Genomic DNA, 16,038 nt, shown 5'->3' on the forward strand with positions numbered 1-16,038 from the left:
TTACCAGACGGCGGACTACCATCAATCCGACTTTTTTTCCGCAGGGCAGGCTATGAAACAGCATCCGACTTCCACATCATCTGACGATCAGAGCGCGCGCGCAGGCGGCTGCGGCGGACGACGAAAACGTCGTGAAAAGATGCTGGAAGCGAGTGAGATCCGCCTGCTGATGCTCCATTTCCTGGCGCAGAATGCGGCGCACGGCTATGAGCTAATCAAGTCGGTTGAGGAGCTGTCGAAGGGAGAGTATTCACCCAGTCCGGGGATCATCTACCCCAATCTGACGCTGCTGGAAGAGATGGAGGCGATTGAGGTGGTGGATGCGCAGGCAGCGCGTAAAGCCTACCGTCTGACCGCAACGGGAGAGGCGCAACTGGCAGAAAACCTGGAAACGGTGACCAGCCTGATAACTCGGCTCTCTACGCTGGCGATTCTGGTCAATAACCGCAACATTCCTGCTGTTGAACAGGCGATTCATGGACTGAAGGTCGCGCTGAACCGGCGGCTGGCGCAGGAAGATATCTCAGAAGCCGCGCTGCAGACGCTGATTAAGGCGCTGCACGACGCGGCTGAAAAAATCACCGACAGTTAATCAGCTGATTTCAGCTTTGTTTTTGTCGATGTGGCCCAGGGTACGATCCGGGAAACAGATGTCGCGCACGCGCTGTTTCAGCGTGGTCGCATCCGGGAAGCCACCATCGCGCTTACGTTCCCACAGCAGATGCTCATCCAGCGTAATCTCAAAGATACCGCCGGTGCCTGGTTTCAGCGTCACCTCCGCCAGATCCTCAGCGAAAGTATGCAGAAGTTCCTGTGCCATCCACGCTGATCGCATCAGCCAGTTGCATTGCATACAGTAGTGAATAACAACCACAGGTTTTTGCGCCATAACTCTATTCCTTTACGTGTTGATAAATGCCAGTGCATTCAGGTTAAAAAAGTGTGCGCTGTGGTCTGTAAGGTTAATGTAAATAAGATTGATAATGATTATCACTTGCATTAGATTCCCGGCAATAATGATTACACCCGCAAGATGTTCTGACTTTTTACGGCTTTTATGCAGGGCCGTTTTTATATAGCAGCAAGCAAGTGAGCGAATACTAACAATTAATCAGGTAATTCGCGCCTATGTCACCACGTTTTCGGAGATTGACGCAAACGCGTCTGTCTCAACTGGCGTTGTTCGCCACATTCATCACAACCCCCTGCACGTATGCCGCGCGCAGTGAATCTGTCCCGCAGAAACTTTCCGACCGCCAGGACAGCAGTGCCGAGCCGGTAATGACTGTGATGTCGCCGGAAATCAAAAAAACGGCAGGCAGCAAGACTACGCTCTCTGCCAGCGATCTGCAGCAACGTGGCGCCACCGACTTCGGATCGATCATGCGCTATGAACCGTTGATCAGCGCTACCGGCACCAGTGGTGGTTCCTCGGCGGGTAAAAGCGGCTTTGATCGGGCGGGTTATACCGGCTACAACATTCGTGGTCTGGAGAGCAACCGCGTGGGTCTGGATGTGGATGGCATTCCATTGCCACAGGCCACCGGCCGCAGCTATGTGGGACGCGCCGGTCTCGACAGCTTTGGGATTGGCCGCGATTACATCGATCCTTATATGTTTGGCCGCATTGAGATAGAAAAGGGCGCCACAGCAGTGGATCAGTCCAACACGTCGCTTGGCGGCAATGTCTCGTTCCGTAACAAATCCCCGGACGACTATCTGCATCCCGGTAAAACCACTTATTTCGGTTATCAAAGCGACTACGACTCATCCAGCCGCAGCTGGCACAACGGCATGACTGCGGCAGCAGGTGACGATACGCTACGGGGGATCTTTGTTTACAGTCGTCGTGACGGACAGCAGGCCCGCAATAACAGTGACACGCTTGATGCTTATCCGGCCAACTGGCACTCCGACGCCTTTATGACCTCCGGCATCTGGCAGCCCAATGATGTTCACAAGTTCAGCGCGACGGTCGATTACTATCACAAAACCAACCACAGCCATTACGACAGCTGGAGCACATCAGGCAATACCGTCTGGGGAACGGCACAGCAGCAGAGCGATACCCGGCGCTGGGGCATTAGCCTTGCGGATGAGTACACGCCGTATAATGACCTGATCGACAGTCTGACGACCCGCGTTTACTGGCAGCAAACCCAGGCACATGACAACACCTTTATGCCGTCAAGCGCCACCGCCTGGCAAACCGTCTACTCCGACTACAATAGCGACAGCTACGGTTTTGACACTCGCGCGCTTAAAAGCATCGGGCGACATGAACTGAGCGCCGGGCTGAATGCGCGTCTGGTCGATACTGAACGACCTTTCCGCCAGGCACCGCCCGCCAGTGCTTTTGCTGAGATCATGCAGCCGCAGGCTAACAGCCGCAGCTATACCGTGGGCGGTTATCTGCAGGACACCATCAGCTTTGATGCTGACGGGCACCGTGCGGCTATCGTGCCGGGCGTGCGCGTGGCGTACCAGAATACCCGACCGCGTGATGTGGCGACGCTGACCACCAACAGTAGTGTGCTCGACGCCAGCGAAGTCTCTGCGCTCTACGGTTCGCCAAACAGCGACACTCAGATATTGCCGTCGATCGCCTTCCAGTACGATCTGACGCCGAAGCTGATGACGTATCTGCAATATACCCGTGGCGCGCAGTTCCCCAACGACTCTCAGCTCTATGGCTCCTGGAACCTTGGATCCAGCTATGCCGGCCCCGCACAGTATGCGCTGATTGGCAATGCAGACCTGAAAACCGAAACCAGCAACAATTACGAGTGGGGTATAAAAGGTCAGGTTGCAGAAGGCGTCACGCTTAATACTGCTGCGTTCTATAACGACTATAAAAACTTCATCGCCTTTACCCGCTACAGCCGGGCGGCCAATCCGGGTAAGTTTGTCAATGTACCCAGCAACATCTACACCACCTATCAGGCGGAGAACCGTGACAAAGCCTACATCTATGGGGCTGAAATCAGCAGCAAAGTGAACTTCGGCAGCTGGTTCAGCGAGGTCGAGGGGCTGAGCGCGAATCTGGCGTTGGGTTATACCCAGGGCGCGGCGAAGTCAGGCTACGCAGGCGATCGCTACGTCGATCTGGAGAGCGTCGCGCCGATGAAAGCGATTGTCGGGCTCGCCTGGGATGATGAGACGCGCAACTACGGCGCCGCCGTCACCGCCACGTTTGTTAAAGGCAAGAAAGCCAGCGCCACCAACCGCAACAGCTTCACTAACTCCGGCAATAGCCTGACTGATTCCAGCACTGATTACATGCGGGTGCCGGGCTATGGCATGGTGGATATGACCGCGTACTGGCGCGTTGCACATAACGTCAGGTTAAGCGGCGGACTTTACAACATTACCGATCGCAAATACTGGGATTATCTCAGCAGCCGTGAACTGACCAGCGCCACCCAGCAGGAGCGCAACGATCAGGCACTGGCCGTGATGCCGGGCCGCACTTTCCAGTTAGGTGTTAACGTCGATTTTTAATCACTGTCGCCCTGCGCTGATGCAGGGCATTACTAAGAGAATCTAAACCATGAGTCCGATTTATCAGCACTATCTTGCCCTTAAGGGTGAACAGCCGAAAAAATATGCCCGCGACCTGGCTTCGCTTATGGGTATCAGCGAAGCGGAACTGTGTGAAGCGCGCATCGGCGTTGATGCCGTGGCGCTGAAACACGATTTTCCGGCTCTACTGAAGGCACTGGGCGCAGTCGGCGAAACCAAAAGCATTACCCGTAACGCTTATGCGGTGCATGAGCATCTGGGCGAATACCAGAATGTGCAGATTGGCGCGCATGGCGGCCTGGTCCTTAATCCCCGCGCGCTCGACCTGCGTCTGTTTGTCGGACAGTGGTTCAGCGCCTTTGCGCTGCAGGAGACAACCGCGAAGGGCGTCCGTCACAGCATTCAGATCTTCGATCGTCACGGCGATGCGGTGCTGAAAGTTTACGTTACGGAGCAGACCAACATGGCGGCGTGGCAGGCGCTAATCGCCGACTTTACCCAAGCCGCTGCGATGCCGCTTGTGGTTGAGCCGGAAGCTGCTGCTACCCAGACAGAGACCATTGATGCCATCGCCATTGACCGTGAATGGCGCGCCATGACCGATGTTCATCAGTTTTTCGCGTTGCTGAAGCGCCATCAGGTGTCTCGACCGCAGGCGTTCCGCGCAGTGGGTGAAGATCTTGCCTGGCAGACCAGTAATGACGCGCTTGAGCGTGTATTGCAGATGGCGAAGCAGGCGGGCAATGAAATTATGATTTTTGTCGGCAACCGTGGCTGCACCCAGATTTTCACCGGCAGGGTAGAGAAGCTGCAGCCAATGGAAAACTGGCTCAACATCTTCAATCCACAGTTCACGCTGCACCTGATGGCTGACCAGATCAGCGAAAGCTGGGTCACGCGCAAGTCAACAGGCGATGGCTTTGTTACCAGCCTGGAACTGTTCGCCGCCGACGGCACGCAGATCGCCCAGCTCTATGGACAGCGCACGGAAGGCACGCCAGAACAGGCCTGCTGGCGTGAGCAGGTGAGCGCACTCCGCACACCGGGAGCCGCGGGATGAAATGCCTGAGTCTGTTGTGGCTGCTGATGGCGCTGCCATCACTGACGCTGGCGGCGGAGCGGGTGGTGTCGATTGGGGGAGATATCACCCAGATTATCTACGCGCTTGATGCCCAGTCACAACTGGTGGCGCGCGACAGCACCAGTCTGCGTCCGGCGCAGGCTGTGCGACTGCCGGACGTAGGGTATATGCGCCAGCTTAATGCTGAAGGAATCCTGGCACTGAAGCCGACGCTGGTTCTCGTCAGCGAGCAGGCAAAGCCGTCGCTGGTGCTGCAACAGATTGCCCGCGCGGGCGTCAGGGTGGTGACGGTCAGCGGCGAGAGCAGCCTGCAAGCGATCCCAAAGAAAATTATGACTGTGGGCATGGCGCTGCAGCGTGAAGGTGAAGCTCAGGCACTGACGCAGCAATTAACGCAGCAGATTCACCAGTTGCCGCAGCAACCACTGCCGGTGAAAGTGCTCTACATCATGGCAAACAGCGGTATGAAAACGATGGCAGCGGGAAATCAGACCGCGGCTGATGGCGCAATTCGCAGCGCCGGGCTGGAGAATGCCATGGGCTCGGTGCCGCACTATCAGGCGCTGTCGCAGGAAGGCGTGATCGCCGCCGCGCCGGATCTGGTGGTGATCGGCGAGGAGGGTCTGAAAACCCTGGGCGGTGAAGCCCAGCTGTGGCAGTTACCGGGTCTGGCGCTGACACCAGCCGGACAGCAGCATCGTCTGCTGGTGATCGACACCATGGCGCTGCTAGGTTTTGGACTTGATACACCACAGGCAATGGTGAAATTGCGTCAGGCTGCGGAATCGCTGAAGCATGATTAATGGCAATGCGCTGCGTAGCCTGGCGCTGATGCTGATTGTTCTGCTGGTAGCGATGGTGCTGGCGGCGAATCTGGGGGCGATGTCGCTGTCGGTGCGGGCGCTGTGGCAGGCACCGCTCAGCGATCTCATCTGGCAGATCTGGCTGGATATCCGCCTGCCGCGCGTGCTGCTGGCGGTGGTGATTGGCATGGCGCTGGCGGTCTCTGGCGCGGTGATGCAGGGCGTTTTCCGTAACCCGCTGGCCGATCCGGGTCTGCTCGGTATCAGCAGCGGCGCGGGGCTGGCGGTAGCGGTGGCAATCGTTATTCCGCTGGCCTTGCCGCCATCGCTGGCATTGTGGCTACCGATGATCGCTGCATTTATCGGCAGCCTGCTGGTTACGCTGCTGATCTTTAGTTTCAGTCGGCTGGCACGCGGCAATCTCTCCCGACTGCTGCTGGTCGGCATTGCGATTAATGCGCTCTGCGGCGCGGCGGTAGGCGTGCTGTCGTGGCTGAGCGATGACCAGCAACTGCGTCAGCTGTCGCTGTGGGGCATGGGCAGCCTGAGCCAGGCGCAGTGGCCCGCGCTGCTGATCTGCCTGCTGCTGATTCTGCCTGCGTTGCTGCTGTTACAGACTCGTGCCCGCCACCTTAACCTGCTGCAGGCGGGCGAGGAGGATGCGCACTACATGGGCATTGATGTGAAACGTACTCAGCATCAGCTACTGATTATCAGTGCGCTGCTGGTTGGCACGGCGGTCTCGGTCAGCGGCGTGATCGGCTTCGTCGGACTGGTGGTGCCGCACGTGATGCGTTTTTGTCTGGGTAGCGATCATCGCTGGCTGCTGCCCGGTTCAGCGCTGGCGGGGGCGATTCTGCTGCTGCTGGCCGATACTCTGGCACGCACCCTGGTGGTTCCGGCAGAGATGCCGGTCGGGCTGCTCACCAGTCTGATTGGCGGTCCGTGGTTTCTCTGGCTGATCCTGCGTCAGCAGCGAGGATTTGAGTGATGGAAACGTTAAAGGCCACAGGATTGTGTCTCACCCGCGGCGGCAAAACGGTTATTGATCATCTTGACGTCACGCTGTCAGGTGGCGAGCTGGTGGCGCTAATCGGTCCCAACGGGGCGGGTAAATCGACATTGCTGCGGATGCTGACCGGATTTTTACCGCCCGAAAAGGGGGAGTGCTGGCTGAACGATCGGCCGATGTCGGCATGGCCGCGCGAGCAGCTGGCGCGACGCCGTGCAGTGATGCGTCAGCAGAACAACCTGACTTTTTCGCAGTCGGCGCAGTCGGTAGTGGCGATGGGCCGTGCGCCCTGGCCGGAGGCGCACACATCGCAGATTGTGGCGGAGGTGATGCAATTGACAGGCTGTGAACGGCTGGCGCAGCGCGATTACCGCCAGCTCTCCGGCGGCGAACAGCAGCGGGTGCAGCTGGCGCGTGTCCTGGCGCAGCTCTGGCAGGAAGGAAGACCACGCGGCTGGCTGTTTCTGGACGAGCCGACTTCGGCGCTGGATCTCTTCTGGCAGCAGCAAACCCTGCGTTTATTGCGCCAGCTGACGCGTGCCGGTGATCTTACCGTCTGCACCGTGTTGCATGACCTGAATCAGGCGTCATTGTGGGCCGATCGCATCCTGCTGCTGCACGCGGGTAAGCTGGTGGCACAGGGCTCGCCGCAGACGGTGATGACGGAAGCGACGCTGATGCGCTGGTACCAGGCCGATTTGCAGGTGGTGGCGCATGCGGAGAGTGGACAGCCGCATATTCAGCTGCGGGTTTAGACCGTTTCGCTTTAAAAACATTGCCTTGCGCGCTTTGATTCGCTGATTTTGCGCTATACCTGGAGTTCCGGACAGTCTTAAGGAGACCATAATGGCAAAATCATTAGATCAAACCGCTGAGCAACTGGGTAATATTTTACTCTCCTCCGGACTTCATCTGGCAACCGCCGAATCCTGTACCGCCGGGCTGATCAGCATGACACTGGCCGCGGTGGAAAACAGCGGTGACTTCTACACCAGCGGCTTTGTGACCTACAGCGAAAATGCCAAAACGCGTCTGCTGGGGGTACATCCTGACACGCTGAAACAGCATACGGCGGTGAGCGAACAGACGGCGAGGGAGATGGTGCAGGGAGCCTGCGCCCGCTCGGGTGAACCGGTTGGATTATCGATCACCGGCTATGCCGGACCGGATGGCGGCGAGGATGGCACACCGGCAGGCACTATCTGGTTTGGCTGGGTATTGCCCGACGGCAGGGACGAGGCGGAATGCCACCAGTTCAGCGGCGATCCGAAATCGGTAATGGAGCAGGGCACGCAGTTCGCGCTGGAAGGGCTGATTAAACGGCTGCAGCGAGCCGATCGATAAAGGCGCGATTCACGCGCCTTTAAAAGCGTTAGCGGCAGTCGACAATCAGACGGCCCTGCACTTTGCCATCCAGCAATGCCTGCGCACCTTCTCTGGCTTCACTCAGCGGAATAACCCGGCTCAGCTTATTGAGCCGTTCGCTATCCATCAGCTCACCGAGTCGCTGCCAGGCCTGCTCACGAAGCGGCTTCGGACACATCACGCTATCGACACCGGCCAGCGTCACGCCACGCAGAATAAAAGGTGCGACGCTGGCTGGCAGGTCGAGTCCCTGCGCCATGCCGCAGGCGGCAACCGCGCCGTCGCGCTGGGTGGCGGCCAGCACGTTTGCCAGAGTATGACTGCCGACGCTGTCTATCGCAGCGGCCCAGCGTTCTTTTGCCAGCGGCTTGCCAGGCTGGGAGAGCTCTTCACGGTCTATCACCGAGGCTGCGCCCAGCGTCTCGATCAGATACGCATGGTCGCTGGCGCGTCCGCTCGACGCGATCACCTCATAGCCCAGACGCGCCAGCAGGCTGACGCTATAACTGCCGACGCCGCCACTGGCTCCGGTCACCAGCACCGGACCACGGTCAGGTGTGATGCCCTGCTTTTCCAGCGCCATCACGCAGAGCATAGCGGTCAGCCCCGCCGTACCAATGGCCATGGTCTGCAACGGACTCAGCGTAGCGGGCGCACGCACCAGCCAGTCGCCGCTGACGCTGGCTTTCTGCGCCAGGCCGCCCCACTGTTTTTCGCCCACGCCCCAGCCTGTCAGCAGCGCCACATCATCCTCTTTCCAGTCGGGATGGCGGCTGGCTGTCACCCGGCCCACAAAATCGATACCCGGCACCATCGGGAACTGACGCACAATCGGGCCTTTGTTGCAGATAGCCAGGGCATCTTTGTAGTTCAGGGATGAGTAGCTGACGTCGAGCGTGACATCGTGGTCGGGCAGTTGGGATTCGGGGAGATCTTTCAGCAGGGAACGGTAACCTTGTTCGTCATTTTCAATGACCAGTGCCTTGAACATGCAGCCTCCGGCAGAGTGGGAAAGAGGAGATCAGTTTACGCCTGGCAGCGGTAATGCGGTAGGGCAATGGCCGCCTCTGCAAATGAAGGCGGCGGCTGGACCGAAAAAGCACGCTGCATGCTATTTGCATAAATCTGCATGTATTTCAGATAATTAGTCGGATTATTAAGTTTTTATGATAAATAGACTATAAAAATCATATTGTTACATTTTAGTGGGGTGACTGAATAATTGCGTGGTTCGGGTTGTTCATGCATAAAAAAGATGACATTATGACCGCCACTTTTTGACCCTGCTTCTTCACCACAGAGGACGTCGCCATGTCCGGTTCACCGCGCACCTGCCCGGATTACCGTTCGCTTTTTCCGGCGCGCACCGGGTTTTCCTCATTTCCGCACTCTGCGTTATTCCTCATGCGGTGAGGCCAGCCAGGCCGCGGCTGTGGGGCTTTTCTCCACGGGCTGTGTAATGCTGAATAATTCGCCGGGGCGCTGTCCCCATGATTGTGCCTCAGGCACTTCCTCCCTGACGTTAGGGATTCTGTTATGACTCCACTGAAAATTGCTGCCAGCGCCGCTGTCGCGCCCAGTCTGACCCTGAATACCGCGCGTGACGTCGTGACGCTGGATAACACCGACTTTACTGATGTGGCGGCGGTCGTCGTCTCGCTGGCGGATACCCGCAGCGGTGTGCTGGCGCTGCTGCGTCACACCGGCTTTAATCTGCCGGTGTTTGTCGCGAATGCGTTTGAAGAAGAGGTGATGCACCTGCCCGGCGTCAGCGGTGAGCTGAATGGCGAGCCGCAGGAGTGGGTTGCGCTGGAAGCGGCCGCGCAGGCGTATGAAGCTGAGCTGCTGCCACCTTTCTTCGAAACGCTGACCCGCTATGTCGATATGCAGAACAGCACCTTTGCCTGTCCCGGACATCAGGGCGGCGCGTTCTTCAAAAAGCATCCGGCGGGCAAACAGTTTTATGACTTCTACGGCGAGAATGTTTTCCGCTCAGATATGTGCAACGCCGATGTCAAACTGGGCGATCTGCTGATCCATGAAGGCTCAGCCAAAGATGCACAGAAGTATGCGGCAAAGGTGTTTAACGCCGACAAAACCTACTTTGTGCTTAACGGCACCTCAAGCGCCAATAAAGTGGTGACCAATGCGCTGCTGACCCGTGGCGATCTGGTGCTGTTTGACCGCAACAATCACAAGTCGAACCATCACGGCGCATTGATTCAGGCGGGCGCGACCCCGGTTTATCTTGAAGCGGCCCGTAATCCCTTCGGCTTTATTGGCGGCATTGATGCGCATTGCTTTGATGAGGCTTATCTGCGCGAGCAGATCGCGGCAGTGGATCCGCAGCGTGCGGAAGCGGCGCGGCCTTTCCGTCTGGCGATCATTCAGCTGGGCACCTACGACGGCACGGTCTACAACGCGCGTCAGGTAGTGGATCGTATCGGCCATCTGTGTGATTACATCCTGTTTGATTCCGCGTGGCTCGGCTATGAGCAGTTCATTCCGCTGATGGAAGGCTGTTCGCCGCTGACCCTGGAGCTGAATGAAAACGATCCCGGCATCTTTGTCACGCAGTCCGTGCATAAGCAGCTGGCCGGTTTTTCTCAGACCTCGCAGATCCATAAAAAAGATAACCACATTCGCGGGCAGCGGCGCTTTTGCCCGCATAAGCGACTGAATAACGCCTTTATGCTGCACGCCTCAACCAGTCCGTTTTATCCGCTGTTTGCCGCGCTGGATATCAACGCCAGAATGCATCAGGGTGAAGCGGGCCGTCGCATGTGGGATGAGTGCGTCGTGCTGGGTATTGAGGCGCGTAAAGCGATCCTGGACCGTTGCGAAATGATCCTGCCGTTTGTGCCGGAGACGGTGGATGGTCAGCGCTGGCAGGATGCACCCACGGAGACGATCGCTCGCGATCTGCGTTACTTCAGCTTTGAACCGCAGGCGAAATGGCACGGTTTCGCGGGTTACGCGCGCGATCAGTATCGGGTCGATCCCTGCAAACTGCTGCTGACCACGCCGGGCATTGATGCGGCCAGCGGGGAATACAGTGATTTCGGTATCCCGGCGACCATTCTGGCGAACTACCTGCGCGAAAACGGCATCGTGCCGGAGAAGTGTGATCTCAACTCGATCCTGTTCCTGCTGACGCCGGCTGAAAGTCCGGAGAAGATGGCGAATCTGGTGGCGATGCTGGCGCAGTTTGAGCAGCACGTTAAAGAGGATGCGCCGCTGGCCGAAGTGCTGCCGACGATTTACCGCAAAAACGCGCAGCGCTACGCCGGTTATACCCTGCGTCGCCTCTGTCAGGAGATGCACGACCTTTACGTCAGTCACAACGTCAAAGATCTGCAGCGCCTGATGTTCCGCGCCGCCGAGTTCCCGCCGGTCAGCGTGAATCCGCAGGATGCGCATCAGGCTTATATTCGCGGCGAAGTGGAGCTGGTGCCCATCGCCGAGGCCGCAGGCCGTGTCGCTGCTGAAGGCGCGCTGCCTTATCCACCGGGCGTGCTGTGCGTCGTGCCAGGAGAAGTCTGGGGCGGCGCGGTGCAGCGTTACTTCCTGGCGCTGGAAGAGGGGCTTAATCTACTGCCAGGCTTCTCGCCGGAGCTGCAGGGCGTTTATACCGAAGAGGATGAGCAGGGACAGAAGTATCTGGTGGCGAATATGATGGTGGGGCGCTGATCTGAGCGGGGGCAGAGGCGGGTAGCGGCCCGCCCAGCCTTTTTGTTTGCTGCGCGAACGGGCTCAAACTGAGCGGGTTGCGCCCGTCCGGCGGCAGGGTTCGCTTAGCAGCGGGCTGGCTATGAGAAGGTCACGCCCGCCAGGCAGTGGGCAGTTTCAGGTTCTCCGTGCAGGCGGACGCGTCAAGGGGCGGACGCCCGCCCCTTAACAATCCCGGCGTCCGGCTGCCTGCGCGCCCCGCTCTGCGGGGTCCCTTCGTCACGCCCTGCGGCCCGCGGACCGTCCGGACTCGCCATCCCTGGCTCGTGCCGTCCTTTCGCCGACGTCCTGTCGGCTCATCCTCGCCTCCGGTTGTTCCTCAGCGCTTCGGATGCCTCTGATAACCCCCCCCCGCCTGTAAAATTTTTATGCTTTTTAGTGCAGTATTGTCTGCTGCCCAGAGACCCTTCCAAAAACATGAAGCGATAGAGTACTCAACATTAAAAAGAAGAGATAAAAGCGGGGAGAGGGAGGCCGTCAGAACCGCTGAGCGGATGAAGGATTTCAGGACGAGCGACAGGGATGTCGCGAAGAGGCGGGTTCGCGCCAGGGATGGCGCGTCCCGGCGGTCCGTGAGAAATCCTGAAGAAGCGAAGGGACCGCGAAGCGGCGGTGAAGCAGGCCGGAGACCGGGGTCAAGGGGGCGCGGCGACTGGCGCCCCCTTGTTGGTCGCCTGCAGAGGCGTTACTGAAACTGCCCAGTCCGCCAGGCGAACGAAAACTTCTCATAGCCCGTCCGCGCAGCGAACACCCCAGCTTCAGCTCCGCAGCAAGCCCGTTCGCGCAGCGAACACCCCCAACTTCAGCGCCGAGCCATCAGAATCCCCGATAACTCTTCTGCGCCGTGCTCACCTTATAAAGATAACGACGCGACTCCGCCGACGGATGCTGGTTCGCCAGGGTCGAATAAACCTTGCTGGGTGACATGCCGTTGATCATCGAGAACGCCCGATCTTTATCGCTGGAGAAGACGCGCAACACGCTGCCTGCACCACCGTTATAGGCGGTGATCACCGCATAGCGGCGTGATACCGGATCCTGAATGCCGCCCAGATAGCTGCGCTGCAACAGCGACAGATACGCCGTGCCGGCATCAATATTGTTCTCCGGATCCAGCAGATAGCTGCGGCTCGGCTTGCCCCATTTACCCTTCATGCGGAACACGTCAACACCGGCGGTATGCTGCACCACCTGCATCAGACCCAGCGCATCAGAGTGGCTCACGGCGTAGGGGTTAAAACTCGATTCGGTCTGCATAATCGCCAGAATCAGCGAGGCATCGACACCATACTGTTCGGCAGCTTTACGCACCATCGGCAGGTATTTGTGCGCACGCTTATCCAGGTGGTTCGGCACCATCGGAATCGAAATGCTGTAAATCACATGCAGACCCGAAGTGCGGCGCATCAACTTATTCTGAATCAGATAGTCAGCAAAGGCTTCTGCGCGGCCCTGCCAGCGAATCGGCTGACCGGTGTTATCCAGCACCTGCCCATACAGCAGCGGCTCTTTACTGATCTCGATATCGTTGGCGTCAGAATAGAGATCGACATTACCCGGATCTTCACCAATCAACAGCGTGGTCACGATCGCCTGACGCAGACTGGCCATGGGATCGGTGCCAGAAATCGTCTCGATGGTCAGCTTACCGCTTTCAAAGTTGATGTGGCTGCGGGTGTAATAGTTGTCGCTATATTTGACGTAATCTTTCGGTCCGGCGATCAGGACCTCGTTGATACCCCAGATATTCTCAATATTGTGAGCAAACTGGCCCATCAGAATATCAAAGCCATTGGTGTCTTTAACCCACTCCTCGTGGGACTGCTGATTCTTTGATCCGGAGCAGGAAACCAAAAGTGGTGCTATCACCAGCAGGGCGATTAATTTTTTATTCATTGGGAGTGCAAGCCTGACCTGGATAACTGGCCTCAGCGATGAGGCCCGGAATATTTACGCTTCTGGCGGTGTATAGCCTTCGATATGAACGTCTTTGCCTTCGAACAGGAAATTGATCATCTCCTTCTCCAGCACTTTACGATCTTCGGGATTCATCATGTTGAGCTTCTTCTCGTTAATCAACATGGTCTGTTTCGCCATCCACTTCTGCCAGGCTTCTTTAGAAATATCGTTGTAAATGCGCTTACCCAGATCGCCCGGATAGAGCTGAAAGTCCTGCCCTTCGGCGTCGCGCTGTAAAAAAGTACAAAAAATGGTGCGGCTCATTATTCTTCCTCATTAATCTCACAACTGCTTAAAGCCAGTTGTCGGGGATGGCGCAGCTCGTGTAACAGGCGCTCAACGGGTGCGGCTAATCCCACAGATGGTGGCAGCGCTAAGTTATACCAGAGACCGCCTGCTTCATCCATCGCCGCCCCGGCAGAAGGCCATGCCAGCCACATAGGTACGATATCGAGATGGAAATGGCTGAAGGTGTGACGAAACGCGGTGAGCTGCTGCGGTTTGGCATGAATACCACGCGCCGCCAGCCAGTCGGTCAGCGCCGCTTCAGTGGTGAACTGCGGGAAGCAGAACAGACCGCCCCACAGGCCCACAGGCGGCCGCTGCTCCAGCCAGACATCATCGCCATCCTGCATCATCAGGAACCAGCCGCTGCGCTCTGGCAGCACCTGCTTAGGCTTTTTGCCAGGATAGCTCGCCCAGCTGCTGCTGGCATAGGCCTCACACCCGCTGTTCAGCGGACAGATTTCACACTTCGGCTTAGATCGGGTACAGACGATAGCACCCAGATCCATCATCGCCTGATTAAACTGGCTGACGCCCTCAGCGGGCGTGACCTCCTCGCTGATCTGCCAGAGCCGCTTTTCGACCTCTTTTTTACCCGGCCAGCCGCTGACGGCATAGCAGCGAGCCAGCACGCGCTTGACGTTGCCATCCAGAATCGGGAAATGCTGACCCAGTGACAGCGAGAGGACCGCGCCTGCCGTTGAGCGGCCGACGCCGGGCAGGGCAGAGACATCATCGAAATTACGCGGGAACTCGCCCTGATGAACGTCGACAATCTGCTTTGCGGCTTTATGCAGATTGCGCGCACGGGCGTAGTAGCCCAGGCCGGTCCACAGATGCAGCACTTCATCCAGCGGAGCCGCAGCCAGATCGGTGACCGTGGGGAAGCGCGCCATAAAGCGTTCAAAATAGGGAATTACCGTGGCAACCTGGGTTTGCTGTAGCATTACTTCGGAGAGCCACACCTTATAAGGCGTTTTCTCCAGCTGCCACGGCAGGGTTTTGCGACCAAAGCGCTGATACCAGTCCAGCACCTGTTGCGCGAACTGCGGCGCTTGCATCATAAGAAGGAAATTTTCCGTGTTTACTCTACACTCAGGCAGGAATTCCAGCACATGCGCACCTGGGTGTAAACCGGAAGATTGCAAAGGCTTGCTTCTGCTTATGAACTTTGCATAATGCCCGTTTCCCGGAACAGGCTAACCAGCAGGCTTTTACATGATTAATGACGTCATCACCCCAGAATTTGATGAGAACGGGCGGCCATTGCGCCGGATCCGCAGCTTTGTGCGCCGCCAGGGTCGCTTAACGAAAGGCCAGCAGCAGGCGCTGGATACCCTGTGGCCGGTCATGGGGGTGGAATATCAGCCGGAGCCTGTCGATCTGCCCGAGCTATTTGGCCGCGAAGCTCCGGTGACGCTGGAGATTGGCTTTGGTATGGGCGCATCGCTGGTGACCATGGCGCAGAACACGCCGCATCAGAACTTCCTGGGTATAGAAGTGCACGCGCCGGGCGTGGGTGCCTGTCTCGCCGCCGCCAAAGAAGCCGATCTGCAGAACCTGCGGGTAATGTGTCACGATGCGGTGGAAGTGCTGGAGAAGATGATTCCGGATAACTCACTGCGCATGGTTCAGCTTTTCTTCCCCGATCCGTGGCATAAAGCACGTCACAATAAACGTCGTATCGTTCAGGTTCCCTTCGCCGAGCTGGTGATGCGTAAACTGAAACTGGGCGGCGTTTTCCATATGGCGACCGACTGGGAAGCCTACGCGGAGCATATGCTTGAAGTGATGAACAGCATCGATGGCTACCGCAATCAGTCAGAACAACAGAATTACGTGCCGCGTCCTGAGACGCGTCCACTGACCAAGTTTGAGCAGCGCGGGCAGCGTTTAGGCCATGGCGTATGGGATTTAATGTTTGAGAGGGTGAAATAATGGCCACACAACGCAGCCGCCGTTTACGTAAGAAACTGCACATCGACGAGTTTCAGGAGCTGGGCTTCTCGGTTGCCTGGCGCTTCCCGGAAGGCACCAGCGAAAGCGAAATTGATGAGACGCTGAACCAGTTCATCAATGAAGCGATCGATCCTAATGGTCTGGCCTTCGATGGCAGCGGTTACCTGGTGTGGGAAGGTCTGGTTTGCCTGCAGAAAACCGGCAAATGCACCGATGAGCATCGTGCGCTGGTGCGCAAATGGCTGGAAGACCGCAAGCTGCAGGACGTGCAGATGACTGAACTCTTTGACGTTTGGTGGGACTAAGTCGTCACACCGTGTCGG

At 57.8% G+C, this 16,038-nt stretch carries 15 protein-coding genes; 10 read left to right on the forward strand and 5 right to left on the reverse strand.

All coding sequences use genetic code 11. The annotated features are described in order from the left end of the window. Positions 1-52 precede the first annotated feature (52 nt). Positions 53-592, forward strand: coding sequence for a PadR family transcriptional regulator (locus tag ACN1CO_RS18175; protein ID WP_419140154.1), 540 nt, complete (start codon positions 53-55; stop codon positions 590-592). On the opposite strand, the gene ACN1CO_RS18180 is transcribed toward ACN1CO_RS18175, so the two are convergent. After that, positions 593-889: a SelT/SelW/SelH family protein gene (locus tag ACN1CO_RS18180; RefSeq protein WP_004571230.1), complete on the reverse strand. Its 297-nt coding sequence runs from the start codon at positions 887-889 to the stop codon at positions 593-595. Positions 890-1,128: 239 nt separating this feature from the next. On the opposite strand from ACN1CO_RS18180, the gene ACN1CO_RS18185 reads away from it, so the two are divergent. The 6 genes from ACN1CO_RS18185 (at position 1,129) to ACN1CO_RS18210 (ending at position 7,762) form a co-directional block, all read left to right on the forward strand. Next, the gene (locus tag ACN1CO_RS18185; protein WP_419140155.1) at positions 1,129-3,501 is read left to right on the forward strand and encodes a TonB-dependent receptor domain-containing protein; all 2,373 of its coding nucleotides are present in this window, start codon (positions 1,129-1,131) and stop codon (positions 3,499-3,501) included. A 49-nt stretch (positions 3,502-3,550) separates the two neighbouring features. Then, positions 3,551-4,582: a hemin-degrading factor gene (locus ACN1CO_RS18190; protein ID WP_419140156.1), complete on the forward strand. Its 1,032-nt coding sequence runs from the start codon at positions 3,551-3,553 to the stop codon at positions 4,580-4,582. Next, on the forward strand, positions 4,579-5,406 hold the full coding sequence (locus tag ACN1CO_RS18195) for a heme/hemin ABC transporter substrate-binding protein (protein ID WP_419140157.1): 828 nt from the start codon (positions 4,579-4,581) through the stop codon (positions 5,404-5,406). The genes ACN1CO_RS18190 and ACN1CO_RS18195 overlap by 4 nt, the downstream gene beginning before the upstream one ends. Further along, positions 5,399-6,397, forward strand: a complete 999-nt coding sequence (locus ACN1CO_RS18200; RefSeq protein ID WP_419140158.1) for a FecCD family ABC transporter permease — start codon at positions 5,399-5,401, stop codon at positions 6,395-6,397. The genes ACN1CO_RS18195 and ACN1CO_RS18200 overlap by 8 nt, the downstream gene beginning before the upstream one ends. After that, on the forward strand, positions 6,397-7,173 hold the full coding sequence (locus tag ACN1CO_RS18205; RefSeq protein WP_419140159.1) for a heme ABC transporter ATP-binding protein: 777 nt from the start codon (positions 6,397-6,399) through the stop codon (positions 7,171-7,173). The genes ACN1CO_RS18200 and ACN1CO_RS18205 overlap by 1 nt, the downstream gene beginning before the upstream one ends. A 91-nt stretch (positions 7,174-7,264) precedes the next feature. Beyond that, entirely contained in the window at positions 7,265-7,762 is a 498-nt protein-coding gene (locus ACN1CO_RS18210) for a CinA family protein (protein ID WP_419140160.1), read from the forward strand. A gap of 28 nt (positions 7,763-7,790) precedes the next feature. Here ACN1CO_RS18210 and ACN1CO_RS18215 read toward each other — a convergent pair whose 3' ends face one another. Beyond that, on the reverse strand, positions 7,791-8,774 hold the full coding sequence (locus tag ACN1CO_RS18215; RefSeq protein WP_419140161.1) for an MDR family oxidoreductase: 984 nt from the start codon (positions 8,772-8,774) through the stop codon (positions 7,791-7,793). Positions 8,775-9,319: 545 nt separating this feature from the next. Here ACN1CO_RS18215 and ACN1CO_RS18220 point away from each other — a divergent pair. After that, a complete protein-coding gene (locus ACN1CO_RS18220) occupies positions 9,320-11,473 on the forward strand; it encodes an ornithine decarboxylase (protein WP_419140162.1) in 2,154 nt (717 codons plus the stop codon). 855 nt (positions 11,474-12,328) lie between these two features. Here the strand turns inward: ACN1CO_RS18220 and mltC are convergent. Genes mltC through mutY form a run of 3 tightly spaced genes read right to left on the reverse strand, consistent with a single transcriptional unit; the run spans position 12,329 to position 14,820 of the window. Further along, the gene (gene mltC, locus ACN1CO_RS18225) at positions 12,329-13,408 is read right to left on the reverse strand and encodes a membrane-bound lytic murein transglycosylase MltC (protein ID WP_013358985.1); all 1,080 of its coding nucleotides are present in this window, start codon (positions 13,406-13,408) and stop codon (positions 12,329-12,331) included. A gap of 54 nt (positions 13,409-13,462) precedes the next feature. Next, positions 13,463-13,735, reverse strand: coding sequence for an oxidative damage protection protein (locus ACN1CO_RS18230; protein WP_003853409.1), 273 nt, complete (start codon positions 13,733-13,735; stop codon positions 13,463-13,465). Further along, positions 13,735-14,820: an A/G-specific adenine glycosylase gene (gene mutY, locus ACN1CO_RS18235; protein ID WP_419140163.1), complete on the reverse strand. Its 1,086-nt coding sequence runs from the start codon at positions 14,818-14,820 to the stop codon at positions 13,735-13,737. Before mutY ends, ACN1CO_RS18230 begins: the two co-directional genes overlap by 1 nt. 154 nt (positions 14,821-14,974) lie before the next feature. Here mutY and trmB point away from each other — a divergent pair, with 154 nt between their 5' ends. Together trmB and ACN1CO_RS18245 are read left to right on the forward strand one after the other, a co-directional pair. After that, positions 14,975-15,694, forward strand: a complete 720-nt coding sequence (gene trmB, locus ACN1CO_RS18240; protein WP_283547122.1) for a tRNA (guanosine(46)-N7)-methyltransferase TrmB — start codon at positions 14,975-14,977, stop codon at positions 15,692-15,694. Next, the gene (locus ACN1CO_RS18245) at positions 15,694-16,020 is read left to right on the forward strand and encodes a YggL family protein (protein ID WP_003853403.1); all 327 of its coding nucleotides are present in this window, start codon (positions 15,694-15,696) and stop codon (positions 16,018-16,020) included. The genes trmB and ACN1CO_RS18245 overlap by 1 nt, the downstream gene beginning before the upstream one ends. Positions 16,021-16,038: the final 18 nt, after the last annotated feature.

Origin of the sequence: Pantoea sp. R13S299 (assembly GCF_048515925.1) — a bacterium.
Taxonomy (GTDB): Bacteria; Pseudomonadota; Gammaproteobacteria; order Enterobacterales; family Enterobacteriaceae; genus Pantoea.